The organism is Nocardia africana NBRC 100379 (assembly GCF_001612635.1).
GTDB lineage: Bacteria > Actinomycetota > Actinomycetes > Mycobacteriales > Mycobacteriaceae > Nocardia > Nocardia africana.
This window is the reverse complement of record NZ_BDAV01000023.1, coordinates 48480-72681: the sequence shown is the minus strand read 5'-3', so window position 1 is coordinate 72681 and position 24202 is coordinate 48480. Positions and strand designations below refer to the sequence as shown.

At 67.8% G+C, this 24202-nt stretch carries 28 protein-coding genes; 6 read left to right on the top strand and 22 right to left on the bottom strand.

Going from position 1 to position 24202, the window contains the following annotated elements; genetic code table 11:
- Window positions 1-11: 11 nt before the first annotated feature.
- From NA3_RS32170 to NA3_RS35605, 19 genes are all read right to left on the bottom strand, one after another.
- Window positions 12-362: a hypothetical protein gene (locus NA3_RS32170; protein ID WP_062968159.1), complete on the bottom strand. Its 351-nt coding sequence runs from the start codon at window positions 360-362 to the stop codon at window positions 12-14.
- Window positions 362-1027 carry an LPD29 domain-containing protein gene (locus NA3_RS32165; RefSeq protein ID WP_062968157.1) on the bottom strand — a complete coding sequence of 222 codons (666 nt, stop codon included), beginning with the start codon at window positions 1025-1027 and terminating at the stop codon, window positions 362-364. The genes NA3_RS32170 and NA3_RS32165 overlap by 1 nt, the downstream gene beginning before the upstream one ends.
- Window positions 1024-1470, bottom strand: coding sequence for a hypothetical protein (locus NA3_RS32160; RefSeq protein WP_062968155.1), 447 nt, complete (start codon window positions 1468-1470; stop codon window positions 1024-1026). Before NA3_RS32160 ends, NA3_RS32165 begins: the two co-directional genes overlap by 4 nt.
- 116 nt (window positions 1471-1586) lie before the next feature.
- Window positions 1587-1883, bottom strand: coding sequence for a ParB family protein (locus tag NA3_RS32155; RefSeq protein WP_040723211.1), 297 nt, complete (start codon window positions 1881-1883; stop codon window positions 1587-1589).
- Between the two features lie 207 nt (window positions 1884-2090).
- On the bottom strand, window positions 2091-3137 hold the full coding sequence (locus NA3_RS32150) for a DUF3560 domain-containing protein (protein ID WP_062968153.1): 1047 nt from the start codon (window positions 3135-3137) through the stop codon (window positions 2091-2093).
- A gap of 75 nt (window positions 3138-3212) precedes the next feature.
- Entirely contained in the window at window positions 3213-3596 is a 384-nt protein-coding gene (locus tag NA3_RS32145) for a hypothetical protein (protein ID WP_062968151.1), read from the bottom strand.
- Window positions 3593-3997, bottom strand: a complete 405-nt coding sequence (locus NA3_RS32140; RefSeq protein ID WP_128145839.1) for a DUF6573 family protein — start codon at window positions 3995-3997, stop codon at window positions 3593-3595. The genes NA3_RS32145 and NA3_RS32140 overlap by 4 nt, the downstream gene beginning before the upstream one ends.
- 39 nt (window positions 3998-4036) lie before the next feature.
- Window positions 4037-4552, bottom strand: coding sequence for a hypothetical protein (locus NA3_RS32135; protein ID WP_062968147.1), 516 nt, complete (start codon window positions 4550-4552; stop codon window positions 4037-4039).
- A gap of 87 nt (window positions 4553-4639) precedes the next feature.
- Entirely contained in the window at window positions 4640-5077 is a 438-nt protein-coding gene (locus NA3_RS32130; protein WP_128145840.1) for a hypothetical protein, read from the bottom strand.
- A gap of 128 nt (window positions 5078-5205) precedes the next feature.
- Entirely contained in the window at window positions 5206-6897 is a 1692-nt protein-coding gene (locus tag NA3_RS32125; RefSeq protein ID WP_062968143.1) for a ParB/RepB/Spo0J family partition protein, read from the bottom strand.
- A 130-nt stretch (window positions 6898-7027) separates the two neighbouring features.
- Entirely contained in the window at window positions 7028-7294 is a 267-nt protein-coding gene (locus NA3_RS32120) for a hypothetical protein (protein ID WP_062968141.1), read from the bottom strand.
- Window positions 7295-7402: 108 nt separating this feature from the next.
- Window positions 7403-7840, bottom strand: a complete 438-nt coding sequence (locus NA3_RS32115) for a hypothetical protein (protein ID WP_062968139.1) — start codon at window positions 7838-7840, stop codon at window positions 7403-7405.
- Window positions 7840-8568, bottom strand: a complete 729-nt coding sequence (locus NA3_RS32110; protein ID WP_062968137.1) for a hypothetical protein — start codon at window positions 8566-8568, stop codon at window positions 7840-7842. The genes NA3_RS32115 and NA3_RS32110 overlap by 1 nt, the downstream gene beginning before the upstream one ends.
- Before the next feature lie 180 nt (window positions 8569-8748).
- Complete coding sequence (locus NA3_RS32105) at window positions 8749-9477, bottom strand: hypothetical protein (RefSeq protein ID WP_062968135.1); 729 nt, start codon at window positions 9475-9477, stop codon at window positions 8749-8751.
- Between the two features lie 210 nt (window positions 9478-9687).
- Window positions 9688-10524 (bottom strand): DUF932 domain-containing protein, encoded by an 837-nt coding sequence (locus NA3_RS32100; protein ID WP_062968133.1) that lies wholly within the window; start codon window positions 10522-10524, stop codon window positions 9688-9690.
- A 579-nt stretch (window positions 10525-11103) separates the two neighbouring features.
- Complete coding sequence (locus NA3_RS32095; protein WP_062968131.1) at window positions 11104-11367, bottom strand: hypothetical protein; 264 nt, start codon at window positions 11365-11367, stop codon at window positions 11104-11106.
- A gap of 402 nt (window positions 11368-11769) precedes the next feature.
- The gene (locus tag NA3_RS32090; protein ID WP_062968129.1) at window positions 11770-12474 is read right to left on the bottom strand and encodes a hypothetical protein; all 705 of its coding nucleotides are present in this window, start codon (window positions 12472-12474) and stop codon (window positions 11770-11772) included.
- A 117-nt stretch (window positions 12475-12591) separates the two neighbouring features.
- Window positions 12592-13392 carry an SAM-dependent methyltransferase gene (locus NA3_RS32085; RefSeq protein ID WP_062968127.1) on the bottom strand — a complete coding sequence of 267 codons (801 nt, stop codon included), beginning with the start codon at window positions 13390-13392 and terminating at the stop codon, window positions 12592-12594.
- Window positions 13393-13496: 104 nt separating this feature from the next.
- On the bottom strand, window positions 13497-14657 hold the full coding sequence (locus tag NA3_RS35605; RefSeq protein WP_063917845.1) for a recombinase family protein: 1161 nt from the start codon (window positions 14655-14657) through the stop codon (window positions 13497-13499).
- Between the two features lie 670 nt (window positions 14658-15327).
- On the opposite strand from NA3_RS35605, the gene NA3_RS37285 reads away from it, so the two are divergent.
- Complete coding sequence (locus NA3_RS37285; protein ID WP_128145843.1) at window positions 15328-15558, top strand: hypothetical protein; 231 nt, start codon at window positions 15328-15330, stop codon at window positions 15556-15558.
- A gap of 392 nt (window positions 15559-15950) precedes the next feature.
- Here NA3_RS37285 and NA3_RS32070 read toward each other — a convergent pair whose 3' ends face one another.
- Entirely contained in the window at window positions 15951-16223 is a 273-nt protein-coding gene (locus tag NA3_RS32070; RefSeq protein WP_062968123.1) for a hypothetical protein, read from the bottom strand.
- 126 nt (window positions 16224-16349) lie between these two features.
- On the bottom strand, window positions 16350-16628 hold the full coding sequence (locus NA3_RS32065) for a hypothetical protein (RefSeq protein ID WP_062968121.1): 279 nt from the start codon (window positions 16626-16628) through the stop codon (window positions 16350-16352).
- Between the two features lie 366 nt (window positions 16629-16994).
- Here NA3_RS32065 and NA3_RS32060 point away from each other — a divergent pair, with 366 nt between their 5' ends.
- The 3 genes from NA3_RS32060 to NA3_RS32050 all read left to right on the top strand — a co-directional run bounded on the left by NA3_RS32060 (window position 16995) and on the right by NA3_RS32050 (window position 20939).
- Window positions 16995-17639 carry an MspA family porin gene (locus tag NA3_RS32060; protein ID WP_062968118.1) on the top strand — a complete coding sequence of 215 codons (645 nt, stop codon included), beginning with the start codon at window positions 16995-16997 and terminating at the stop codon, window positions 17637-17639.
- A gap of 797 nt (window positions 17640-18436) precedes the next feature.
- Entirely contained in the window at window positions 18437-19795 is a 1359-nt protein-coding gene (mycP, locus tag NA3_RS32055) for a type VII secretion-associated serine protease mycosin (RefSeq protein WP_062968116.1), read from the top strand.
- A gap of 133 nt (window positions 19796-19928) precedes the next feature.
- Complete coding sequence (locus NA3_RS32050) at window positions 19929-20939, top strand: hypothetical protein (RefSeq protein ID WP_062968114.1); 1011 nt, start codon at window positions 19929-19931, stop codon at window positions 20937-20939.
- A 78-nt stretch (window positions 20940-21017) separates the two neighbouring features.
- Here the strand turns inward: NA3_RS32050 and NA3_RS32045 are convergent, their stop codons facing one another.
- Window positions 21018-21398, bottom strand: coding sequence for a single-stranded DNA-binding protein (locus NA3_RS32045; RefSeq protein WP_062968112.1), 381 nt, complete (start codon window positions 21396-21398; stop codon window positions 21018-21020).
- Window positions 21399-21783: 385 nt separating this feature from the next.
- Here NA3_RS32045 and imuA' point away from each other — a divergent pair, with 385 nt between their 5' ends.
- The gene (gene imuA' / locus NA3_RS32040) at window positions 21784-22557 is read left to right on the top strand and encodes a DnaE2-dependent mutagenesis accessory factor ImuA' (RefSeq protein WP_128145844.1); all 774 of its coding nucleotides are present in this window, start codon (window positions 21784-21786) and stop codon (window positions 22555-22557) included.
- A 415-nt stretch (window positions 22558-22972) separates the two neighbouring features.
- Window positions 22973-24166, top strand: coding sequence for a DUF1173 family protein (locus NA3_RS32030; RefSeq protein ID WP_063917844.1), 1194 nt, complete (start codon window positions 22973-22975; stop codon window positions 24164-24166).
- Window positions 24167-24202: the final 36 nt, after the last annotated feature.

Here is a 24202-nt window from a genome sequence, read left to right as displayed (position 1 = left end):
ACACATCGAACTCAAAACGGCGGATCATCCGTAAGCGGGATCGGCGGCGAGATCTCGCCGGCGGGCATGCGGAGAATTTCCGCGATCGTGTAGCGGGCGTGCACGATGAACGCTCGGCCCACATGCACCCCGGCGGCATCGATCAGGCGGTACTCGTAGCTGTGCTCGTCGTCGCTGGCGACGTCCACTGGCTGCAGCGTGAGGCCGTGGGCACGCAGTGACTGTGTGAGATCGGCGTGCACGGCCTCAAACGACTCAAATCCGCCTTTGTCGTAGAACGGCGGCCAACTGTGGACCGGCCTCGTAGCGGCGGCCCACCATCCGACCTCCTCCTCCGTCGCGCTGTACTCGTGCTCGTGCATCACGCGCGCCCTCGGTGAGCGGAATGATGCAACCGGGCCGGAAACCTGATCCAGGTGTGGTGAGGTATCCGAACCCCGGTGACGGCACGTAGGGCACGGGTGGACATTTCGTGCCAGCTCGCGTGGTGGGCTGGCTGGGGCTCGTCGAATTCGACGTCGGACAGATCGACGGCGTCCGCGACGGTACGGATTGCGTGGGCGGCCGAGATCGGCTCGCGCTCGGTGCTGGCGTATAGGCCGTCGAGCGGTCCGAACATCGGCCCGCGCATATCGATCGGCGGATCGATGCGCACCGCGTGGGCGGCGTCCCAGTCGATATGGGGGCTCTGTCGCGGCACGATGATCGGGTAGGCACGTTCGAGCCCTTCGGCGACCAGGCCGTACGCGGCGGCGCTGACTTCACGGGTGCACAGTGCGGCGTGAATGCCGTAGACGACAGGGCCGGAGTCGTCGTGGCCGCTGCCCAGGGCCTCGTAGTCACCTACGGCCTCGCGCACGGCGGGTTCGGTCGGGCCGTCGGTCCAGGTCACCATGACCCAATGCCGCCACTGCCCGCGGCCGCTGCGCACGGTGAAGGCCACTCCCGGCCATCGTCGGTCGAGTTCCTGGCGGATGCGAGCCGCGACCTCCTCGGCGGACAGCACCCGCACCGGTGCCACGGTCATCGTTCGCCTCCAGCTACCACGGCGAGCACCGGTGCGGCGGCCTCGTCGATCTTGCGGCGGTAGCCGTCGACGTTGCGGCACGGGTCGATCATTTCCGCGTCGTCGACCAGGCGCCGGGCGTGCTCGAAGTCTGCGGCCTGGAACGCACGCCCGGCGGCCGTGATCAGACGTTGCCATTTCTCGGCGCGCAGTTGCGCGCCGCGCTCGCGGTCGGCCTTGCTGAGGGTGAGCAATTCCGGGTGCTGGTGCAGGTGCTCGACTACGGCGGCCGCGACCGGGGACAAACCATGTGCGGAGACCAGGGTCCGCAAGTGGCCTTCGGCGACGTAGCGGGCGGCGTCGTCGGCGCCGAATGCGAACGGGCCGCCGTAGTACTGGGCCGCGTAGTCGGCGGCCGCGTACTCGATCAGCTTGCGTTCGACGGGGGTGAATTCGGCAGGCATGACAGTCCTTTCAACACTATGGGCACATACCACTATGGCGACATAGCGCTATACGGTGGGCGGTGGTCACCGTGGTGACCGTGACGGGGATGGGTTGGCCGGGCGCGCTGCGGTGGTCAGTCCTCGGCGGCCGCGCGGCGCTTGTCGGCGATCTGCTGATGCGTGACGACGCGCACCGCTCCGGCGGTCACCGGCGGCCATTCGTTGCCGTTGTTCTTCTCGCGTTCGAGCTTGTCGACGGCCTCGATGATGACGCTTTTGAGGAAGTCGGAGAAGCTACCGGAGTTGTCCTGCAGCCAACCGTTCTGGTACGCGGCGCGCACCCGGCTGGCCTCCTCGGGCGTCATGTACGCGCCGATTCGACCCTTATTCACCGAGGGCTTCTTGTCCTCGGCCTGCTTCTGTGTCGGCATACCTGCCGCCTTTCCCGTTCGCCCATAGTGCTGTGGGGCCATAGTACGGGGAACGGGGAGGGTCGGCGGGTGCGCCGGCGGCCGGGGCGCGGCCGGGGCGGGTGTGGCGGCGGACATGGGTTCGGCTCCTTCGAAGTGGTGACGGTGGATCGGATGGGGCTCCGGGGGAGCGTCGTTGCTCCTCGCGGCGTGTCGTGGGGGCTGGGGCTACTGCAGTGCGGCGGCGGGTTCGTCGCTGCGGCGGCCCTCGGCGTCGAAACTGACCCGCTGGCCGGTGCTGTTGGTGATTCCGGTGATCTTGTTGATGGGGAGTTTGTTGTTCCATCCGGGCTCGACGTCGAGGGTCACGGTGGTCTTGTTGACCTTCACCACGGGCTCGGGGCGCACGGTGCGCCCGGTGTGCACACGGTCGCCGGGCCGGATCATGGAGGCGGTGATGACGACAGCACCGGCGGCGCGCGCGGCGTCGAGCTGCTCGCGCTGGTGGGCGAGCTCGTCGGCGCGCTGGGCGATGGCGGCGTCGAGCTGCTCGCGGTAGGCGCCGGTCGCGGGCCGGTGTACCTCGGTGATCGTCTGCCCGGTCTGGGCGTTGACTCCCAGATTTCGCGTGTAGCCGTCGCGGGCGCGCTCGTCGGCGCGCTGGGCGGCTTCGAGGCGCTCGATGCGCCGACGAATGGTCGCGGGGTTGTCCGGGACGGTCGCGGCGTGCTCCGCGGCACGTGCCCGGCGCTCGGCCTCGGCGGCGTCGGCGCGCGCCTGCCGGGCCTTGCGGGCGGTCTGCTCGGCACGTGCGTGCGCTCGCTCGTGGCGGCACTGCGAGTGGTGACCGATCTTGATCGGTTCGCCGCCGGGGGGCAGCGACTGCTGCGCTCGGTCGGCGGCCGCGTCGGCGGCCTCGGCCCGGCGCTGGTGGCGGTCAGCCTTGTCGCGCAAGGCTCCCGCGCGGGCGTGGCGCCGGTCGGCCTGGTCGGCGGCTGCCTCGGCGGCGGCGCGATGGCGGCGGTCGATGCGGATGGCGACCTCGTGTCCGGCCTCGCGCAGCGCCTCGGCGGCCCCGTTTATGGCCATCATGTTGGGTTGGCGGTCACGCGAGTTGCGAACCACCCAGCAATCGAGGCCGTGGGCCCATATCCAGTACCGCCGGCCGATGCGCCGCTCGACCGTGCCCATGGTCTCGTAGGTGCCATCACCTCGGCTGGTTCCTTCGATGCGAGTGCCTTCGGCGGCGGTGTGCGTGATGGTCAACTCGACCATGTCCTGTCCTCCTAAACGATACCGTAGCGCTATGTCCTCATAGTACTACGGTACCGCTGTTTGATCAAGCGTGATTCAGATCTCGGAGACGTCGGCGCTGGCGACGCGCCATATCCGCGCCGACACGGTGACGGTCCTCGGCGTGCGGTCCGGGCCGAATACCCATGCCTCGGTGTCGGCGCGCTGGCCGGTGTCGACCAGGGCGGCGATCATCGGCGCGGACAGGCCGCCGGAGTGCTGGGGGATTCCGTCCTCGGCCAGGTAGAACCGCCCGTTCTCGTGGGCGAGTTGGAATCCGCCGCTGAACAGTCGCCCGATCCGATGGGGGCCGCCCGGGGTCTGGAGCAGGTCGCCGACGGTAGGGCCGGTCAGCTCGGCGTGACGGGCGATGCGGATCAGTACGGGCACATCGCTTTTGGTTCCGGCGTTGCGGGTGACGGTGATGTGGGCGCGACTCATGGCAGGTAACCCTCCTCGTCGTGGTGATTTGCTCTCGATTCCAGCGCGAGCGGTTCGGGCTCCTCCTGCCCCGGTGCGGTAAACCGCACGACGCTGAACGCGATCGGCCCGGTGTCCTGCCCGCGCCGAATCGCCGCGCGCACTCCGAACCTGGCCATGGTCAGCACGTCCCATGTGCGCCCGGTCTCGTCCTGGCACAGGTCCTCGTGCGGCCAGGCGATCGCCTCGGCCCAGGCGTGCGCCGCGACGTGCACGGGGTGGCGGAATCCGGCTTCGCGAGCCAGGTCGCTGATGTCGTGGAGGACTCCGTCCTCGAGCGCCTGCGCGCGGGTGTAGGCGTGGATCGGCTCGCCGTAGATGGCGGTCAGCTCGTCGGCATCCATATTCGTGTTCCCTGTCATGAGTCCATAGTACTATGGACTCATGACACTATGCAACTCCTACGGCTGACCGGATCGGCCGGTATCGGCGGCGGTCTCGTAGACGGGCACGACGTCGGCGCGGTGGCCGAACGTGCGCCAATTGGCGACGGTGACGTAGGCATGGGCCTGCGGGTCGCGGCAGGGGACACCGGTGCGGTACATGGGGTCGTAGGTGGGGTCGCAATCGATGCAGTTCCGGCCGAAGCGGTAGGTGTTGCCGCTTCCGTCCTCGTTCTGCGCGCGCCAGCCCACCAGAACGGGGGCGGGGTCTGCGGTCGCGGCGGCCTGTTCGGGCGCGGGTTCGGCCGGGTGCGCCTCAAGGTTGACCACCTCGGCGTCGGGCTGGTGATCGACCTCGGCAACGGTGACCGCCTCGACATGCCCGGCGTCGTAGCTGTCGGCGTCGTCGGGGATTTCCGATACCGCGATTGTGAGTGCGGTAGGGGTGGCGGTCGCGGGGTCGAAGCTGTCGGGCACGTTCACAACGGCGCTGTGATCGGAGATCTCACGCCACCGGAAAATAACGGTCTTCATCGGATTTCCTTTCTCGGCTTCCAGTTGCCAACCCCGGGCACGGGCGCGCCGTGCCCGAGGCAAGTGACTGGCCTCGGCCGGAGCCGGTCAGTCGTGATGCGGGCACTCGCACCCGACGCGCGGGCACGCCCCGGGATGGGACCGGTACCGGTGGGCTGCGGGGTGGCCGCACTCCTGGCACACCGGGGCCCGCTCGCCGGTGTCGGTGACCGACGCGCGGCGCACCCGGTCGAGCCGGATCTCGGGGTAGTCGTAGTGACGCAAGGTCAGCCGCCCGTTGATGGAGTCGATGCCGACCACGACGTATTCGCCGTACTCGCTGGTCAACGAGCCGTGGTAGTCGACCACGGCGCCGACGCACAGCGGCGCCGGCTGCTCCTCGACCGGCGCCCACCGCATCGCGTCGGGACCGTGTTCCCACGAGTCATCGGCGAGCGCGTCGTCGATGATCTCGATGATCCGGTCGGCAGCGGCGGCGTTGGTCATGGCGTCCTCCTCGGGTGGTGACCTCTTCTCGGTATACATTCATAGCACTATGCGACCATAGTACTATGCAACCAGAAGGGGTGTGACCGCTGTCACTATCAGAGCGTGGCGGGGGGCCCGGGGGCGGGCCGGACCGTGTTCTGGTGGCGGACCGCCCCCGGTAGTGGTTACTGCTCGCTGCCCTCGGATTCGCGGATCGCCTCGTCGGCGCTGAGCTCACCCAGTGGCACCCGCTCGATCGGGGCGGCCACGTATCCCTGCTCGCGCAGAACCTGCAAGTAGGTGGCGACCAGAGATTGCGTGCGGGTGCTGTAGTGGCCGCTGCTCCCGGCCTGATCCGCCATGCGCCAGTAGTTCGGTGCTTCGTCTTCCGGGCGGGCCTTCTTCGCCTGCATCCGGCCTTCTACTGCCCCGGCGGCCAGCGCGAACGCGATCACCTGCGCGCGGTTGTCGCTGCCCTTCTCGGCGACCTCCGCGCCTGTGCTGGCGAGCTTTCCGGCCGGGTCGATGCCGGTCAGTCCGAGCAGGTCGGCGGCCAGATCACGCGCGCTGTGCTCGCTGATGATGGTTGCATCGGCGGTGAGCACCTGGGCGGTGAACTTCGCCGCGCCCTTGAACGGCTTTGCGCCGCTGAGCCGTTCGCGCAGCCAGTCGCGGCGCACGATCGTTGCCGCGCGTGCCAACCGGTTGGCCGCGATCACGCGGCGGCGGGCGGCGCGTTCGGCCTGCTTGCGTTCAGCTTCGGCCTTGGCGGCGGCCTCGGCGTCGACCGGCCCGGCGCTGGCGGCGTTGCCACCTCCGAACAGCGATGTCAGACCGGCCCCGGCCAGATCGGTGCAGTAGTACAGCGGTTTCCACGTTGTCACCCACCGCACCTGGCTGGCGTGCATCAGCCCTTCGGCGGGCTCGCGTTCGGGGTCCTCGTCGGTGTCCCAATCGACCGCCGTCTCCTCGACCGGTTCGCCGGTCTCGGCGTGACGCAACTCCTCGTCGTCATCGAGCTGCACCACCCAGTGCGCGGGGTCGCTCACGTGCTCCTCGGTGGCTTGGGCACCGTCGGCGGTGCGCAGATACCGCATCGGGGTGCATGTCGAATACTCCTGATACGGCACCCATTGCTCGCGGACGGTGAATCCGCGGTCGCGGTACTCGGCGGCGGCTCGCGCCCAAGCAGCCTGGGCCTCGCGCTCGCTACGCACCTGCGCGGCCACGTGCTCGAACTGGCCGCTTTCGGCGGCGTTGACCAGTCGCTCCACGGTGGCCGGATCGTCGCTGCCCAATTCCTCGACCACGGCAATCTGCATCAGGTCCAGGTCTGTGGCCTCGGCCAGCGTCTGGGCGGCGGTCGAGCGGGCCACAGTGCGCGCGGCGCGCACTCGCTCCGGTGCGACGGCGAACCGCTTCGCCACCTCCTCGACGTCTAACCCCAGGTCCAGCGCCTCGGCGGTGAACTGGGCCTCGGCGGCCGCCGACAACGGGTTGACGTGCTTGCCAGTGTTGAACTGCCGATCCAGCCGCGCCAGCTCGGCGGCCTTCTCGTCCAGATCGGTTTCGGCGCTGACGATTTCGGCCTTCATCAGCTGCACTTTGGCCTTGCGGGCGGCCTGGACGCGGTGTGCACCGTCGCGCACGTCGTAGCGGCCGTCGCTGCGGGGAATCACTTGCACCGCAACGAAGTTGCCGTGCTGCTTGATCGACGGGGCCAGTGTTCGCACCTTCTCCGCGTCGGTCTTGCGATTCTTGGCTATGACCAGGTCCTCGGTCTTGAGCCACACCACCTGCGCGGCCACATCTCCGGCCTGGGGCACGGGCGCGGCGGCCTGCGCCTGCGCCTCGCTGGTCTTCTCGGTCGTTGTCATCCGTAGTGCCTTTCGCGTACGATCCTGGGTTGAAAGGCACCGGGTAGCTACTACCTACCCGGTGCCTTTTGTGTTGGCTGGGTGGGGGATTCACGCGGGGGCGCTCGCGCCTCCGGCCCTCGCGTGAGGTTCACGCCAGGATTGCCGCTGCCGGGCGTCCGAGCGGGTCGACGCCGAGCACCAGTTCCAGCGGAACGGCCTCGATCACTCCGGCCTCGACGCTGACGATCCGGAACGGCACTCGGCGCACGGGCGCGCTGATGTCGGCGGCCGCCGCGCGGGCGGCCTCGAGTACCTGAGCGACGTCTGCCGGCGCGATCGCGCTGTCGACGCGGACCGTGCACCGGAAGCCCATCGCCGCTGCCGTGTCGGTCACGTCCACCAGAACCAAGCTCATAACCTTTGCCCTTTCCCTCGGCGGCCCTTCCGCCGATACATTCATAGTACTACGTCACCATAGTACTATGCAAATGTGGAGCGTGTGACCTGCATCACAAGTGGCAGGTCACGCGCGGTTTCTCGACGCGGTGGGGGATGCCGCCTCGGGGGACAGACCCAGCGCGTACCGGCGGGCGGCCTCGGCGGCCAGGGCGTCGCGGTGACCGCTCCACAATTGCAGCGATTCCGGGTCGGCGCGGTCGAACGGCAGCCTTCGTGCCCGCTCGGCCGCGCGATGGGCGCGCTGATACTCGGCCAGCAAGTCGGATTCGTCGATGTCCTCGAGGCGTTCGCAGTGCGACCGCAGCAACTCCGGCCGGAATTGGGCCCGGATCGCGCTGCGTGACCGGGGCGTGTGCTGCGCGCGCGGATGTGCGGGCGGGGCGGTGCGCTGCGGGCGGCGAGCCAGCAGATACGCCGCGAGAGCGACGGCGGCGGCCGCCACGACAGCGACGGCGAGTGCGCCCGCCCGGCGGGCGCTGCTCGGTCGAGCCGGGATACGCATCACGCCTCCCACGCGCCGTGGCCGGTCAGCTCGCGGGCCTGCATGATGCTGCGCCGCTGGGTCGGGGAGAGCGGGCGGGCTCCTTCGTCCTCGTCGTGGGCGATCTGCTCGACCAACCGGGCCATACTCGCCGGAGCCTGCTCCCAGTCATGCACAGCATCGGCGAGATAGTCCCAATCGGCGCGGCCTTCGGGCCCGGACTGCTCGCGCCAGCGCCATTCGATCGCGTCGGCAACTGCCTTCATCGGCTCGTCACCGATGCCGCCGTTGGCCCAGTACGCGGCGTTGAACCGACAGGCCAGCGCGAACTGCGCCCGGAAAATCTGCTCGGAATCACCCGCCGCTCGCCGGGCGTAATACTGCGCGCACAGTTCCTGCGGGTTCTGAGACACATCGAATTGCCCGGCCAGCTCTGCCAATCGGTCCAGCAGCTGCCACTGAGCGCTCCGGTGTTCGGCGGCGAACCGCTCGATCAGATCGGCGTCCACGTCGTGGATGCGCTGGCGGCGCATCTCGGTGCGACGCATCGCGTCCGGCAGCGTGGCGATGCGGCGCAGCTCGGCCGTCCACGCCCGGTCCGCGGCCAGGCTCTGCGCACCGTCGAGCACATGGCACACCCACTGTTCGTGGCGGTGATAGGCGTGACATTCCAGCACCGCCCCCGGTGCCGGCGGTCGCAAAGTCCGGTACTTCTGCGGGCACCGGGTGCTGAAATCGATCTCGCTCATGGTGTCGGCTCCTTCCGCCGGTCTCTCGGGCTTACAGTTCCATAGTACTATGACACCGTAGTGTCGTGCAATGCGCTTGCGTGTGATACAGATCACGCCCCGTCCGGCTGGATGGGGCGTGATCGCTGCGGGCCCTGGCACGGTGGGGCCGGGCGGCTACTACCCGCCCGGCCGATGCCGTTACGCCGTCAGATCCAGCAGTCGGCCTCGCGCACGCAGCGAGATCAGCAGCAACCCGCGCGACCGGGCGTAGATCTCCTGGTGGGAGGCACTGCCGACACTGGCTCGGGCAAGCTGCATCCCCTCGGCGGCCGCCTGCTCGCAATACCGCACGCGCTCGGCCAGGTGCTCAGCTTCGCTGTGTTCGGCACGCGGCTCGGGCAACGTGTCGAGCTCGGGCAGGATCGGCGGGATCGTGTCGCCATACATCGCCGCGAATGCCGCCTCACGAATACGCGCAGCCTCGACGTCGTCACCGAACGCGCGCACCATCGGCGTGGACGCATTGCGTCGAATCGCTGTGCGGTGCAACTTTTCCGCCCATTCGACCCCGGCCGCGAGCAACTGCGCGACGGTGTCGCACTCGAGCATGGTCAGCCACTCCGGCCGACCAACGGGCCGGTGCCGATAGCAGTAGGAGAATTCGCCGTTCGCGGTCACCGAGAGTATGTACATGTGCAGCGCGCCAGCGCTTTCGGCGTCGTAGCCGACCCGCTCGACGGCGACATCGTGATCCTCGTCGGCCGCCCACGCCTCCCACGACTCGATCGTGAGCTCGCGGCCCTGCTCGGCCATGTCCACAACCCATTTGCCGTGCATAGGCACCTGGTATTGCGGCGACCCCCACGCCAGGTTGTAGTTGGCGGTCTCGCCGCCGATGCTGATCGTGGTGATGGAGCGTTCGCCCATGAGAGCCTCCTGATTTTCGGTTCCGACGGCCTCTCCGTCGGTACACTAATAGTACTACGTCACCATAGTACTATTCAACCCTTTGGTGAGACCTCCGGCGAGCTTTTCCCGGACGTTCCCCCTCGCCGGCGAGGGGGAGTGGTGCGCTGGCGACAGCAAACGCAAAGCGGGCCGGGTAGCCACTACCTACCCGGCCCGCTCGGTGATCGGTTAGCCGTTGGTCTTCAGATTGCGCATTCCCTCGGCGAGAATCCACAACGCCCGGTTCAGCTTCACATTCTGGTCAATGCCTTTGACCTCGCGTGTTTTGGTGCGGCGTCCGGTCCGGGTGCTGCTGGGCAATCCGCCCCGGATGACGTTTTCCTGTACCCGGTTGAACGTCGACCACAGATCCACCGGGGCATCCTCGATCCGACGCGGCCGCAGCAACTGCCGCGCGGCGATCGGCGCGGGCTTGCCGTCTTCGGGGTCGTAGCGCAGGGCGAGCGCGGCGTCGGCGAAAACCTGCTGCTCGGCCTCGTCCAGCGGCACCGCCTTCATGCCATCTCGCTGGTTCTCGACAAGCTCGAACTGGCCGAGAACCTGGTATGCGCCCTCGATGACATCCTCGACCGCCCGGCCCGAGTGGCGGATTCGAATGTCTTCGATGGTTTCTCCACACACCATGCCGTTGGCGCAAACGAAGCGGAACATTCCCGCGAGCATCTGATAGCTCGAACTGCCGTCATGGGAGTTCAGCAACACGACCTCGTTGGCCTCGTCGGCGGCGATCGTGTTGGCGTGACGCAAACGGATCATGTGCTTGGTGAATTCGCGGCGGCCTTCGTCCCGGACTCGGGTCTGAGCGACCGCGAACGGCCGGAATCCCTCCTTTTCGAGGCCTCGCAGCACCTCGATGGTCGGGATGTGGGTGTAGCGCTCGCTTCGGGTTTCGTGCGCCTCGTCGGCGAAGATCGACGGTGCGACCGCGCGCATCTCGACTTCGCTCAGGGGCTCGTCGGTCGAGCGGATCGCGACGGGGTTACGGAACTTCGATGCCAGAGCCATAGCGCCTCCTTGGTAGTGCCTCGGGGCCTTCCCCCTTGGCATACCTATATAGTACTACGTCACCATAGTACTATGCAAGCCTTTCGGTGTTTGACCAGCACTTTTCTCGGCGACCTGGAGCGGCGCACACGTCCCGAGTGAACGGCTTGCCCTCCTCCTCGCCTGCTTTATCGGCGTGCGCAGCGCCCCCCCGCCGGCAGTTGGAGGAGGCCGCGGAATCGGCCGCCGACCCTGCGGCCAGCAGACGAGTCACCGTCGAAGCTGCATCTCCGGATCCGGGTGTAGCGCCCGGTGCGACACCGGCGCGCATCCACGCCCCGGACCTGCCTGACACCGAGAGACACGCAGCGCGCCCGTGAGGGCAAGGCTGGGGCCTCGGGATCCATACGGCTTGCGCGGGCTGAGAGTATCCACGTGGATATCTTTTCGCTGCCTCTCGGGTCCGGTGCAGATGGAAAGGACAGGGTCCGCACCGGACCGCGAGAGCCCGCGGGCTTGGGGTCAGCGTCGGCGGCGACTCGCTGTCCGGCCTCGTTGCCGGGCACCCGGCGGAGTGGGGGCCGGAGCCCCCGAGCCCGCTCAGCCGAGCAGGGTCTTGGAGATGCCGCATTCGTGGCAGATTCCGTGGTCGCAGTACTCGCATTCGAGGACGGTCTGGGCGTAGCAGCCTTCGCCGCTGTTGCAGATCGGGCAATCCTGGGGAACGGATGGCCAGTCGATGCCGGGGATGACGGCGCGCTCGAGCGTGAGCGGCTGGCCGTAGACGGTGACCGTGGTGGGTTCCCAGCGGCCGCCGCCAAAACGGGAGAGGCTGGCCGGTGCGGGAGCGGGGTTGGTGGTCATGGTGGAGTGTCCTTTCCGTGTTCTGGAATCTGGGCTTGCCCAGATCGCGGCGGGCGGCCGGTGTGCTGGGGGTGGGCGGATGCCAATCACGCAGTGACGCGGCAGCGCCCTTGAACATCGGCTGTTCGCTGCGGTATGCCGTCGGCAGATTCCGGGATGCGAGAAGGGCCCACCACGATGCGCCGATCCCGCTCCGCACCGGCCAGCTTCGGGAGTGAAGGTGCTCGGGCGCCGGGGCCGGCGACCGTCTACGGCCAGCCGCTCACGCTCGAACGGGAGCGGGACCGGCATCGACTGGCCATCCGTTCCCCAGGATTGCCCGGCGGCGGCAGCTGCGAAGCGGCTACACGCAGCCCGTTCTCGAATGTATTTGCAGGACTGCGGAATTCGTTTGGCGCGCGGCTACTGTCGGCCCATATCGGTGCGGGCGCGGTGGTGCTGGAGGTGGTAGGTCGCCGAGTGTTTGGCGGCGGCCGCGACGACGGCCCGCGGAGCACGGGGAGCCCATCGGTCGATGGCCATCCGTGCCAGCGTGCCCATCGGCAACCGGCGAGGCACAGTGGGCGTGAGCTGCTGGTCAGCGAGCGTGCCGAGCATGAACTGAGACCGCTCCTCGGCCTGGTAGCGGCCTGGAAACCGGCGCCTGGCCGCTGTGCGGGCATCGTCGATGGCCGCGCTGTGGGCGGCGCGGGCATCGATGAGCAGACTCTCGGCCGGACCGGCGTAGAGCTCGGGCAGATAGAAGGTCACGTGCGTGTCGCCGGGGAAGCGGTCGGGGCGGCCGTCGCGCTGCGCTGAACGGATCCGGGCCGCGTACCGGGCCACCTCCGTAGGCGTGGGTGGGGCGGCATCGAGTAGATCGATGACAGCGGCTGCGAGGCAGTCCGAACTCGAGGCGGGTGGCCGTCCGTCGTCGGTGAGGTAGGTGCGCCGGCGGGGGCGGTGGAGTTCGCCGCGCCACGCGTTGACCGTCTTGGCCTGGCTGGCTGTCAACTTGCCCGTGGAATACTGGCGTGCTCTGTCGGTCTCGGCCGTCCTGGCGGCGCCCTGGCCTCCGGGGGTTTCGGCGGCCTCCTCGCCGCCGCCTGCGTCCGGATCGGCAGTCATATCCACGTGGATACATTACTGAGCGGGGCAGGGGGCGCCACTGTAGCCGCAGGGACCGACAGTTTTGTCCCGTGCGAAAAGGTCTGCGCCGGTGAACGAGTCAGCAGCAGCCCGGAGTCAGCGTTTGCGGCCGACTCCGGCGTAGAAACTCACGCGCTCGTCGGCACCGGCGGTGGCTTTGAGGGTGTCGGTCGGCCAGCGGTGTGGGGGCACGAGTCCAGGCGCGACCAGTTCGAACCCTGTCGCGGTGAAGAATTCGGTGATCTCGTCGCGCGAGCGGACTTGCGGGTCCAGGCCACTTTCACGGTAGATCCGCACCGCTTCGGCAACGGTATCGGGCGCGAAGTCGCCGGTGGCCTGGCTGATCACCAACCAGGATCCGGGTGCCAGGGCCGCAGCGATCGTCTGCAGCGCCTCCAGTGGTCGCCGGGAATCGGGCAGGAAGTGCAGCAGCGCGACCAAGCTGAGTGCGACCGGTTGAGCGAGGTCGAGCGTGGCACGCAGCTCAGGGGATTGGAGGATGGCCTCGGCGTCGCAGGCGTCGGCGGCCACGAACGCGGTCCGGCCTTCGGGTGTGCCCTGCATGAGAGCGCGGGCGTGGGTGAGGACCAGGGGGTCGTTGTCGACATAGACCACCCGTGCCGCAGGGTCGACGGCCTGAGCGGTCTGGTGCAGATTGGGCTCGGTCGGGATGCCAGTACCGATATCGAGAAACTGGCTTATCCCTTGGCGGGCAAGGTATTCCACGGCCCGGCCCATGAAGTCGCGGTTGGCACGCGCCATCTCCGGCGCGGTCGGGAACACCTTGAGTACGCGCGCGGCCGCCGCACGGTCGGCCTCGTAGTTGTCGTGGCCGCCCAGATAGAAGTCGTACATGCGAGCACTGTGCGCCTGGTCCGTCCGCAACTCGTCCACCATGAATCCCGACTGCCTTTCACCACCGGTTACACGCTCGATCGAACACTAGTCCTGCCCAACAGCTTTCGCTGCGCGCCCCGGGTGCTGATGTCATTCCGCGGCGTTCATGCGTGTTCGGGGCAGACCAGTCCGGCAGCGGTGTCGCGCCAGCCTCGGCGTGCGAGCCACCAGTAGACCAGTTCGGGCAGCTGGGCGCCGGGCGCGGCGGCGTCGATAGCGAGCTGGCCGCCGAGAATGGGGCCGTTGTCGCAGTGCGGATCGGCGCAGGTGATCGGAAATCGTTGCGCGGGCTGGCATTCGGTGCAGTGGTGGGCGACGACCATGCCGCCGGGGTTGTCGTCGGAGGGGTCCGGTTCGAGCCAGCTGATCTGCAGATCCTGGTGTTGGGCGAGGCGCCCGCCGCGGTGGCCGGGATCGTGGCCGCAGGACGGGCATGGTGCGGGTTCGTCCCACCGGTTCTCGCGTCGGCGGCCGCGCTGCAGGGCGGCCAGGGCCCGCGCGGCGCGGTTGTCCTCGGGGGGAACGATCGGGCCGATCTCGCCGATGGGCGGGGTCGTGGCTTCGGGACTCGTCGGCGCTGCGGGTGCGGTCGCTGCGGTGGCCGCAACGGTCTGCACTGTGGGGGGATTCGTGCCGGTTCGGGTTTCGGTGGTCGCCGGTGCTGACATGCGGGTGGTGCGTCGGGCGCGGGGGCGTTTTCCGACGGTGGTCTTGTCCAGGTGGCCGTAGAGGGTGGTGCGGCCGACGCTGAAGATCTTGGCGATCTGGTCGAGCGATTTCTCGCCCTCGTCGTAGAGCTGCTGGGCGTGGGCGATCTGTTCGGGTGTGAGTTTGGCGGGGCGTCCGCCCTTGCGGCCTCGGGCACGGGCGGCGGCGAGTCCGGCGCGGGTTCCGGTGCTGATGGTGCGGCGGTGCAGGCGGTCGAGCCGGGCTAATAGATCGAGCTGGGCGCGGCCCGCGACGGTGGTGGTGTCGATGCCGTCGTCAAGCACGCGCAGATCGGCCCCGGCGGCGGCGAGTCCGGCGCCGAGGGCGACCAGCGGCTGCACGCCGGGTGCGAGGCGGTCCAGCGCGGTGACGGTAACGGTCGTCCCGGCGCCGGCGGAAGCGCGCACGCGGTCGAGCGCCGGACGGGGAGCGGCCCGGTCTACGGCGGTCACTGTGTCGACGTGAATATCGGCGGTGTCGACCCCCGCGGCGCGCAGGGCCGCGATCTGCGGGCCCGGATCCTCGTCCGGCGCCACGGACACATACCCGATCAGCATGTGTCGAGTATATGCGCTAGGCCGTTTTCTGAACATAGATTCCCGACATCGAACATGTTTCCGACAGTTGAATTCTGACCGCCGATAAGTGGGCATTATCGGTGGTTGAATCCGCGCGCTGCGGCGAAGCGTCCGCTTGGTGCCAGACTGTCGAAATCGCGGCCGTTTTCCGACATACAGCGCAAATACATTTACGCCCTTGCGGGCACAGGGGACGTAAGTACATTTACCTCCTGTGAATGATGAAGCAAGTGAGCCGGACGGTTGGCTGATCGATGCAATCGCTGGATTACGGTCGTCGGCCCGGGGCGCGCTGCGCCGTCACTCTCGTTGCGCACAAGGGCCGGCACCGTTTCTCGCCGAATTGGGCGCGCTCGAAGCGGAACTGCGGCCAGCCGTCGATGACATGATGGCCGATTGTGCGGCGCTGGCACTGGCCCACGGCGCCACCTTCGAAGATCTCGGCGCGGCGGTAGGAATCACCCGGCAAGCTGCGAGCCATCGGTGGGGGCATCTCCGCGGCGATCGGATCGTGGTGGTGATATCTCGACGCGACCGTAGTCACCGTGCGCCGGAAGATGATTCGCGGCCACGAGTTGGCGAGGTCGGCGGATCCGGGCAGTACGACGCGGATCGCGGATGGTGGCCGATCGGCGCCGAGGTGCGCGCGGTGGCCGCACATGCCGTGATCGCCGTCGACGGCGAGGTCCGCCGGGTCTACGCGATCGACACCGGCGGCTGGGAAAACGACGGGCGAAAGTGGCGGTTCCGCGCCGTGGACGACCGCCCGCTGCCAGCCCAGGAGATCGACCGACTCCACACCGCAGGTGATCTGCCGTATCGCCTCGGCGACCCTTGCCCGACGAAGGCGGGCGGCGCGTACCGGCCTGAGCGTTTCTGACGGTCCTGGCTCAGTATCCGTGCCGATGAGCTCGCCCGATCCATCGCCGTTGGACTCTGTGGAACTCTCGTCACTGGAGGGATCGCCGCGCTGATGTGGAGCTCAGGTCATACTGCCTACATGCTGACCGCCAGCGTGATCATGGCAGTCCAGCTGGCCAACCTCGCGATCTCGGTGTCGCCGCGAGACGTTAGGCCGGACGACTTGCCACGGTGACCGCCAAATGGCCTCAGCCGAGTAGGTCCCCCGTCAGAATGCCTGACAGTAGACGAAGGGCGCGCATCTTCTGATGCGCGCCCTTCGTGCCCTTCCACCGGCTCGAGCTAGATCCGGGAGCTGATGATCGGGCCAGATGTCCGTTCAGTTGTTGCCGATGCTGCCCTGAGGATCGCTCAGTAGCCTTCCCCGCCGTTCGGCAGCTGCCCGCTGGAGTCGACGTTGTTGGGGTCGTACGGGGTTGTGACACCAGGCTGGATCGGGGGGGCCGGGATCGAATGTCCTTCCAGGTACGGCGGCCGCTCCCCGTAGCCGTCCCAGGCTCCGGTTTCCGGGTCCACGCCGGTGTGGACCCCGCCCGCAGTGACTGCGGCGTTGGCCGCGCCGGCGCCGAGCGCGGCGATCGCCAGGCCGAAAGTAGCTGCTGCTACGGCCTTTTTCAGTGTCATCGGTGCTCCTTCGTGTCGCGGCGGCGCCGGTGTGCGCGCCGGCGGCGCATGGATACGCGCCCTGCTGCCGGGGCCCGGGCAAGGACAAGATGCAGGGGTGTTGACTGTCCCGCCCGGGAGTCGAAATCAGTTGTTGGGGAAGGGGATACTGCCCTGCGGGTCTACAGTCGGGTTCGTCACGCCGGGCTGGACGGGAGTCGACCGCCACTGATCGTTGTTTCGATCCCAAGTCCAGTTGCCCGAGTTGTCCGGCGGCGCCGGAACCGAGCAGCCCGCCATCGGATCGTCACCACATCCGGTATGCAATCCGCTACCGGCGCCGAGCGCGGCGTTGGCCGCGCCGGCGCCGAGCGCGGCGATCGCCAGGCCGAAAGTAGCTGCTGCTACGGCCTTTTTCAGTGTCATCGGTGCTCCTTCGTGTCGCGGCGGCGCCGGTGCGCGCGCCGTATCTCCAGCGGCCACCAGTGGTGGTTGCTGTGGATTACGTGGAGTGGAAACCCGAGCATTTCCCCCCGGCGGTCTCTGTAATTACCGGACGTTAGCAGATGGCGTAGCGCGGAACAATGATTGTGAACTAGCCAATAGGCTGGAACTCGGCTCGTTCGTGGTGCGTCCCAAGTTATCGATCCCTTGGAAAGTGGCATTTGGACGGCCCGGTTAGACTGCGGTTCATACCGGCATGCAAGTCGTTTCTGTGCTTATTTGTCGGGGGATTTAGCAGTTGCGGTTCCATGCTGCCGAGTGGTGTGGACAGACTTTCGAAGGGGATCCATGAAGCACGTGAAAACGGTGATGACTGGCGCTGCGCTGGCAGCGGCGGCGTGTGTCGGCCTGCCGAGCGTGGCACAGGCGGAGGTCATCACGTTGGCGCCGCACGAGCGGACCATCACCACCGAGGACGGCTGGAACGTCAAGATCCGGCTCGAGGATGAGTCGTGGAACAAGGTTCCGACCACCAACATGACGGGGACCAGTCGCGAGGGGTACGGCTCGCTGCGCGCCGTGGTGGAGATCTCGGGCAAGGGGGACACGCCGTTGAAGGGCGCGCAGGTCTCGGTCGGGTACGTGATGGGCTGCTTTGCCACGCTGAACAGCGTGAACCCCGGCATCCAGCTCAATGTCGGCCCTAACATCGGTTTCAATGTGGGCCCGATCGACCCGGGTGTCCGCGCCGGCGTGGGGGCGTTCGTGCAGCCGTCGGTGAACGCCTCGATCTCGCCCGGCCAGATTCAGACCGTGCCGGTGAGCTCGAAGAACGCCGAGAAGACTAAGACGGTCGTGCAGGTGCGTGAAGCCCACATGAGCATGGACGGCTGCCTGGGGCCGCTGCAGGTGCGGGCGTACGCGAGTGTCGGGATCGATACCAAAGAGGTCAAGGACGGCACGGTTGTCTATGGCGACACTTTCCCCATCTGAGCTGCGGAGATAGCACCATGAGCAGACGTCACCCCAGCAAGTATCTGCGCCGCGCGGGCCTTGTCGCGGCCACCGCGGCTGTCGTCGTCTCCGGGGGGCTGAGCATCGCGTCCGGTGCGGCGGCCCCGGAGCTCGACCCCGGCCCCGAGATCGGGAATCTCCCGACAGTGACGCCGGACAGAAACGGCAGCTCGGACTCCGGCAAGACCGACCCCGGGCATAGCGGGCCCGGTCCCACCGTGCAGCCAACCGGCGGCGGTAAACCGACCCCTCCGCCACCAGGCGACGGCGGCCGCACACAGCCCTGGGTACCGCATGTGCTGGTGCCCACCGTCAGCTCCGCTGTACCGACTACGACGACTCCTCGGCCACGGTCGAGGAGTGTTCTTCCGGGAATTGCAACTGATCCCGGCGGGTCGCAAGTTCCGGATGCACCGTGGTCCCCGTAGCGGGAATCAGAGGGTCGAATTAGAACAGTTTTCGAGTCCGCCGAGAGTCACGATTCTCGGCGGACTCGCCGTTTATTCGACATTTCTTGCTGTGCGAAATAACGGATTGTTGTTACAGCACAAAATTCGCCCGCAACATGACGTTATGTTCTACCTGCGAAAATAAGCTCCAGCGACCACGCATTGCGGTTGCGAAGAGTTTGCTAACGGGTCCTTGTTGCTGCGGGAGTCTCGCCACTGTGGTGATGGGATACTGACGCGGTGCGTGGAAGCAAGGCGGGGGTGGGCCCCGCACATTCAGTGCAGAGAGCCACATGGCGTGTTACGGGGGTTTCGGCGGCGATCGGAATGGCTGCGCTGTCAGCTCTGATCGGCGCACCGGCGGCAGGTGCGTCCGGTCCACCCGCGATCGATCCGGGGCAACTGCCCGCGGCGGCCGCTCCGGCGCCCCCGTTCCCAGTCGAGCCTGCCAACGCGTGCATCAACACGTTCACGGTGCCGTCGCCCGCTCATCCGCCCGCACAGGCGTTCCTCGATGTTGAGGCCGCGTGGCGGTGGAGTCGGGGCGCCGGCCAGACGGTCGCGGTGATCGACACCGGCGTCGCCCGGCATCCACGGCTACCTCAGCTGATCGGCGGCGGTGACTACGTCGCGACATCCGATGGCACCGAGGACTGCGATTCGCACGGCACGGTCGTGGCCGGATTGATCGGCGCGCAACCCTCGCCGTCGGACGGCTTCGCCGGGATGGCACCGGACGCGCGGATCATCTCGATCCGCCAGAGCTCTGAGATCTACCGCCCCAAGGGAACTCAGCCCAATCCCAACGACCCGAAGAACGGCGGCGGTGTCGGCACAACGACCACGTTGGCTCAGGCTGTGCGCACAGCAGCTGACAGCGGAGCTACCGTCATCAACATTTCCGAGGTGGCGTGCGGGCCGGGCGGCACCGTAGCCGATTTGGCGCTGGGTGCTGCGGTCCAGTACGCGGTGCAGGTACGGGACGTGGTGATCGTGGCGTCCGCTGGAAACAACGACAACCCGGCCTGTAAAGCGGGGAACGCGGATATCGACCCGCTGCATCCAGCCGCAGATCCGTGGGACGGCCTGCGTACGGCCGTGACCCCGGCCTGGTACGACTCCTACGTTCTGGCTGTCGGCGCAACGGATTTGAACGGACAGCCGTCGAAGTTCACGGTCCCCGGGCCGTGGGTGGGAGTGGCCGCGCCGGGTGAGGAGATCGTGTCTCTGGATCCGCACTCGGCGGGATTGATCAACGCCACTCAGCCGCCCAACGGCCAGCGAAACGCATTGGCAGGTACGTCATTCGCCGCTCCGTACGTCGCTGGGCTGGCCGCGCTCGTGCGGTCACGGTATCCACAGCTGAGCGCGACGGAGGTCATCAAGCGGATCGAGGCGACCGCACACAGACCGCCTGAGGGGTGGAATGAATGGGTGGGGTTCGGCAGTATCGATCCGATGGCCGCGCTGACCCATGAGGTGCCACCGGACCTGGCATTGGAGAAGAAACCGACCGCACTCGCGCCCGCGGCGCGGGCGCTGCCGGTGCCGCAATCAGCGCCGGAGCCTGACCACACCTCTCGCAACGTGGCACTGATCGGATCTGGCATCGTGGGTGTCCTTTTGGTCTTGGGAGTTCTGGCGTCCTTCCCATTGCGGCATGCGCTGCGACGGGATGACGAGTGATGGGCGACATCGGGCCGATCCGCCGCCGCATCGAAGTGGTTCCAGCCACGCGGCCGGTACTTCCTGTGCCTGCCGAGCCGGATCGGTCGCCGGCTGAGCCTGAGCCGATCCGGCCTGAGCCGGAACCATCGCGATGACCGAGCCGGTCGTAGGTCTCTACGCGCTGCGGACCTTTCGGGTGGAATCGGCGTCCGGGAGGCTGCTCCCGGTCACTACCTACACCGCGGCGCGTGGGAACAGCGCGTGGGACGGCGGCGTGTGCGTGGCCGAATGCGTCGAGCCGACCTCCGATCCACATCGGCCACCTTCTGAGCAATGCGGCTGCGGCATATACGGTTTCGGGGACCTGCAGACGTTGCGCACCGAATACCGCCAAGCGCACGCGATAGTCGCGGTGATCGCGCTTGAGGGCACGGTCCTCGAGGGTGAGCGCGGATATCGGGCGGAAGCGGCGCGGATCGTGGCGTTGTGGGCCGACAGCACGATTCTCGGCGCCGAGCTGGTCGCCCGCATCCGCGGCCACCTACCTGACGTCGCGCACTTCGACGACGTCGAGGAGTTGATCGCCGCGCATCCTGGCCTACGCCATACCCGGCCCCCTCGGCCCGCCGGCGACACGAGCGGTGCCCTTCGCACGGGTCGCAGGCGTGGTCTGCTCGTCGGCCGCTGGCCGGTCCAGCGGGCCCACGCGGTGGCCGTCGGGCGATGGTGGATCCGGGTCGGAATGTGGGTCTCGGTGTTGGGCTGGCACGGGTTCGTCGGCGCCGATGCCCTCCTGGGGCTGGGGCGGCTCACTGATGCCCTGATCGATGTGGGGCGATCGGCGACGGCGGCCGCGCTCACCCTTGGAGCTCCCGACGAGATGTGGTGGGGCCTGCTGCCGCTGGCTGTGGTCGCCGGGCTCTACATCATCGCGCCGACACGAACGCTTGCACGGCGTTTCATGTATCCGGCGGCGGTAGCTGCTCGGGTCACCTCGGCGTCATCGATCGTTGCGGCGTTGCTCGACCATCCCTCGGTCGCTCGGGCGCCGGTGGTGTGGCTGACTGCGGTCACCGTCTCGGTTCTCATTGTGATCGTCCGGTCAGATCCGAGTCGAAATGGTCTGGGCGGCACACTGATTCGGCGCAGCACGCTCGGCTGATCCGTTCGCATCCCGCGTGAGAAGTCGTTCCCGGCCGCAGGCCGGGCCAGGCGCGGTGGGCGCGCCTGGCCCGGTGGGTCAGGCCGCGGGGATGCGCGGGGCGCGGGTGATCGCGACGGTTTGGGTGCCGAGGTCGACGCGGATACTGTCGGCCCGCAACTCGAGCGTCGCGCGGGCGGTGCCCTCACGATCGGTCCATGCGTCGGCCGTCAGACGTCCGCCAGAAACGGTGACCAGGGCGCCTCGGGTCAGGGAGTCGACGGCGTGGACGGCGAGGGTGTTCCATGCGGTGACGCGGATCGCGGTGGTGTGGGCGTCAACCCATTCCCGCCGGTCTTCGTCGTATCGGCGTGCATTGGCCATCACCGTGAACGAGGTGACGGGGACTCCGTTGTTCGTGACGCGGAGGTCGGGGGTTTCGGCGAGGTGGCCGGTGATTTCGACAGCGACGCTGGTCATGGTGTGCTCCTGGGGATTGCTGAGCCGGTGGCCCTGATTGGTCCCGGATCCGGGTTGGTCACGACTTCGCGGGCCCCGACGGACGGTGCAGTGCCAGGCTCGGCGCGCCACGCCGACACGCCTAGGCCTGGCGGTGACCGGCCGTCGGGGTCATCGTGGTGTTGGGCCCTGCACGGAGATGGGGTGAGCGGGGCGCCGGGCGGAATCCATAGGCGCACAACAAGAGAACTGCGCTGACATCCTGTCCCCTGTCCGGTCGGCTGCCCGGCCTCCCCTCGCGGCCGCCGGGCTCCCGCTTCACGGCGATAGCCGACAGTGCGCTGTCGGACGGAGAGTTGGGGGCGGGGTGCACCCTACCAGCGGGAACCGTGCCATAGTAGAACACATGTTCGAGTCGAATCCGGGACGCAGTGCGGGTGCGCGGCTCGATCCGGCGCTGGCGGCGATGCCGATGGGACGGCGCCTGGACGAGCTACGACGGCGGATGGCCGCTATCCCGGGGAAGGTCGGGGCCGACGCCCCGGCGACGGTCGCCGCACACGACCTTCTGCCGATTCCAGGTCCGCTCGGCGAGCTACTTCCCTCTGGCGGCCTGATGCTAGGCACCGTCGTGGCATGCCCGCGGGGCGCGATTACCTCCGCGATCCTGGCGGCCGCTACTAGCTCCGGGCACCAAACAGCCATCGTCGGCGAGCAGTTCGACCGGCGGCGCCCGAGCTTGATCGACATATGGGAGATGGGCGGGACGCTCGAGCGGGTGGCGCTGGTCGACGCGGCCGGAGCCGATCCGGCCGAGATTGTGTCGGTGCTGGTCGACGGCGTGCCGGTGGTGGTGCTGGCGATCCCCGGCCTGCGACTGACACCGACTCAGGTGGAGACGCTGCGTGCCCGGGTACGCGGCAACCGAGGTCTATTGGTGGTCACGGAGGGCTCGTGGGTCCGTCAGCCGCACCTAACGATCGGCTGCCGCCTGCGAGGCGTCGGCGGGATCGGCCGGGGCCTGGGGCGGCTCAGTCGGATCGAAATGGACGTCGATGTCACCTCCGGTCAGTACGCACGGAGCGGGCGATTGGTGTTGGCGGCCAGCAAGGACGGACGTAGCCGGTGGATTCCCGCGCCTACGCCGGCGGGTCTCTTGCGTCTAGCGCACACCGGGTGATCGAAGTGGAGAAGGATCGGGAGCCGCAGATGATGCGGTGGTTGCCAGCTCCGCGTCCGGTGTTGGTGGATCCGCGGGCCGTATTCGTGTTGCCTCGTCGATGGCCCGCCCCTGGCGAGACAGCGTTGGGGGTGCTGTCGGGCGCGGTGGATCCGATGCTGAGCGAACGGTGGGTTCCGGCTCTCCTGCACCGGTGGTTGCGGACCAATTTGGGCGGCCTCTGGATGGGTGAGGTGGAGATCGTCCTGCAGAGCCGCAACCGGATGCTGCGGGTGCCGATCCGGCAGTGGATAAACCAATCTGCCATCCGGATACCTGACGACTCTGACTAAGGCACTCGAGATTGTCCGTTCGGATCGCTATCGTGGAGTCGAATGTCCTGCACGCGTGGGGTTTTCGGGTTCGGGGAGGCGCAATGAGTTTTCAGACCTGGGTGCGGCTGGCTGGCCGCCGGCTGCCCTATGCAGAGCTGCGGGCTGAGCCTGATCGTTTCTCCGGCCTCTTGTCCCGGGCCTGGGCCGACAAGGACGCCGAGTGCCTGTGCCGGACTCCTGCGTTGCCGTTGGTGACGCGCTGCCGGTCCGGCCACTACTCGCTCGCTGTCTGGCCCCACGGCGGCCCTCGGCATAATCCGATGTGCGCGTTCTTCAAGGTCGACGGCGAGCTGAGCGGCCAGAAGCCATACACCGGAGCAGCGATCCGTGAAGGCGATGACGGCGGCGTGGCGATCAGTTTTGCGGGCCCGCTCGCTGCGAGCACGCGATCGGATGCGCTGTCGCGTGAGCCGGTCGAACGCTCGGTGTACCCGGGAATCGGGCGCTCCCGGATCGGCCTGCTAGGCATTTTGCACTGGCTGTGGGAAGAATCCAGGCTCACTACCTGGCATCCGACCGTGCGCGACCGATCGTGGGCCGACGTGGTCCAGGCGCTGCGCAGTCAGGCCGAGATATGCACGATCAATTCCCAGCCGGGTTCCGACGTCCTGTACGTCGTACCACCATGGAGCCGTGGCAGCCTTCCGGCCTTCGATAGATTTCTCAGCAACCTCGATGGACGCTCCGCGTTGCGGCGAGGCTTCGTCGTCGGCGAGCTCGCGCATCGCCACGAAGCAGAGTTCGGGTACCGATATGAGCTCGTTGACCAGCGAGCGCGGCAGGTGATGGTCCGAAAAACACTGCACGAGAGGCTGACCCGCTCCTATCGACATGCGGTGTCGAGAGCGGCAACCGAGGCCGGCGGCCGCCGAGTTCTGCTCGCCTACGTCGAGCGTTCCCGCACGGGTTACGCCGTGGCGGTCGACGCCGCGATCATGTTGACCAATCAACAGTGGATACCGGCCGATTCATCGTATGAGGTGCTCGCCACCGACGCCTTGGTCCGTGCGGGCCGGGCCTTCCTCAAGCCCTGCCGCTACGACGGCGATGCGGTCTTCCCGGACTATGTCTTCCTCGACCAGCCGCAATCGTTCATGGAGGTCTGGGGTCGGGAAGACGATGCCGAATATCGCCGCAGGAAGCTGGAGAAGTTGCGGCATTACCGCGAATCGGGGGCACGCCTTTTGGAGTGGAGCGCGCCGGGCCCGATGCCGTCGCTGGCGCTGGCTGGGTGACCCAGCTCGGCGATCGATTCGCCGGACGGGCGGCTC

Coding starts and splice junctions, on each gene's coding strand:
- NA3_RS32170 (WP_062968159.1), bottom strand. CDS start 362: ATGCACGAGCACGAGTACAGCGCGACGGAGGAGGAGGTCGGATGGTGG.
- NA3_RS32165 (WP_062968157.1), bottom strand. CDS start 1,027: ATGACCGTGGCACCGGTGCGGGTGCTGTCCGCCGAGGAGGTCGCGGCT.
- NA3_RS32160 (WP_062968155.1), bottom strand. CDS start 1,470: ATGCCTGCCGAATTCACCCCCGTCGAACGCAAGCTGATCGAGTACGCG.
- NA3_RS32155 (WP_040723211.1), bottom strand. CDS start 1,883: ATGCCGACACAGAAGCAGGCCGAGGACAAGAAGCCCTCGGTGAATAAG.
- NA3_RS32150 (WP_062968153.1), bottom strand. CDS start 3,137: ATGGTCGAGTTGACCATCACGCACACCGCCGCCGAAGGCACTCGCATC.
- NA3_RS32145 (WP_062968151.1), bottom strand. CDS start 3,596: ATGAGTCGCGCCCACATCACCGTCACCCGCAACGCCGGAACCAAAAGC.
- NA3_RS32140 (WP_128145839.1), bottom strand. CDS start 3,997: ATGACAGGGAACACGAATATGGATGCCGACGAGCTGACCGCCATCTAC.
- NA3_RS32135 (WP_062968147.1), bottom strand. CDS start 4,552: ATGAAGACCGTTATTTTCCGGTGGCGTGAGATCTCCGATCACAGCGCC.
- NA3_RS32130 (WP_128145840.1), bottom strand. CDS start 5,077: ATGTATACCGAGAAGAGGTCACCACCCGAGGAGGACGCCATGACCAAC.
- NA3_RS32125 (WP_062968143.1), bottom strand. CDS start 6,897: ATGACAACGACCGAGAAGACCAGCGAGGCGCAGGCGCAGGCCGCCGCG.
- NA3_RS32120 (WP_062968141.1), bottom strand. CDS start 7,294: ATGAGCTTGGTTCTGGTGGACGTGACCGACACGGCAGCGGCGATGGGC.
- NA3_RS32115 (WP_062968139.1), bottom strand. CDS start 7,840: ATGCGTATCCCGGCTCGACCGAGCAGCGCCCGCCGGGCGGGCGCACTC.
- NA3_RS32110 (WP_062968137.1), bottom strand. CDS start 8,568: ATGAGCGAGATCGATTTCAGCACCCGGTGCCCGCAGAAGTACCGGACT.
- NA3_RS32105 (WP_062968135.1), bottom strand. CDS start 9,477: ATGGGCGAACGCTCCATCACCACGATCAGCATCGGCGGCGAGACCGCC.
- NA3_RS32100 (WP_062968133.1), bottom strand. CDS start 10,524: ATGGCTCTGGCATCGAAGTTCCGTAACCCCGTCGCGATCCGCTCGACC.
- NA3_RS32095 (WP_062968131.1), bottom strand. CDS start 11,367: ATGACCACCAACCCCGCTCCCGCACCGGCCAGCCTCTCCCGTTTTGGC.
- NA3_RS32090 (WP_062968129.1), bottom strand. CDS start 12,474: ATGACTGCCGATCCGGACGCAGGCGGCGGCGAGGAGGCCGCCGAAACC.
- NA3_RS32085 (WP_062968127.1), bottom strand. CDS start 13,392: ATGGTGGACGAGTTGCGGACGGACCAGGCGCACAGTGCTCGCATGTAC.
- NA3_RS35605 (WP_063917845.1), bottom strand. CDS start 14,657: ATGCTGATCGGGTATGTGTCCGTGGCGCCGGACGAGGATCCGGGCCCG.
- NA3_RS32070 (WP_062968123.1), bottom strand. CDS start 16,223: ATGACACTGAAAAAGGCCGTAGCAGCAGCTACTTTCGGCCTGGCGATC.
- NA3_RS32065 (WP_062968121.1), bottom strand. CDS start 16,628: ATGACACTGAAAAAGGCCGTAGCAGCAGCTACTTTCGGCCTGGCGATC.
- NA3_RS32060 (WP_062968118.1), top strand. CDS start 16,995: ATGAAGCACGTGAAAACGGTGATGACTGGCGCTGCGCTGGCAGCGGCG.
- mycP (WP_062968116.1), top strand. CDS start 18,437: ATGGCTGCGCTGTCAGCTCTGATCGGCGCACCGGCGGCAGGTGCGTCC.
- NA3_RS32050 (WP_062968114.1), top strand. CDS start 19,929: ATGACCGAGCCGGTCGTAGGTCTCTACGCGCTGCGGACCTTTCGGGTG.
- NA3_RS32045 (WP_062968112.1), bottom strand. CDS start 21,398: ATGACCAGCGTCGCTGTCGAAATCACCGGCCACCTCGCCGAAACCCCC.
- imuA' (WP_128145844.1), top strand. CDS start 21,784: ATGTTCGAGTCGAATCCGGGACGCAGTGCGGGTGCGCGGCTCGATCCG.
- NA3_RS32030 (WP_063917844.1), top strand. CDS start 22,973: ATGAGTTTTCAGACCTGGGTGCGGCTGGCTGGCCGCCGGCTGCCCTAT.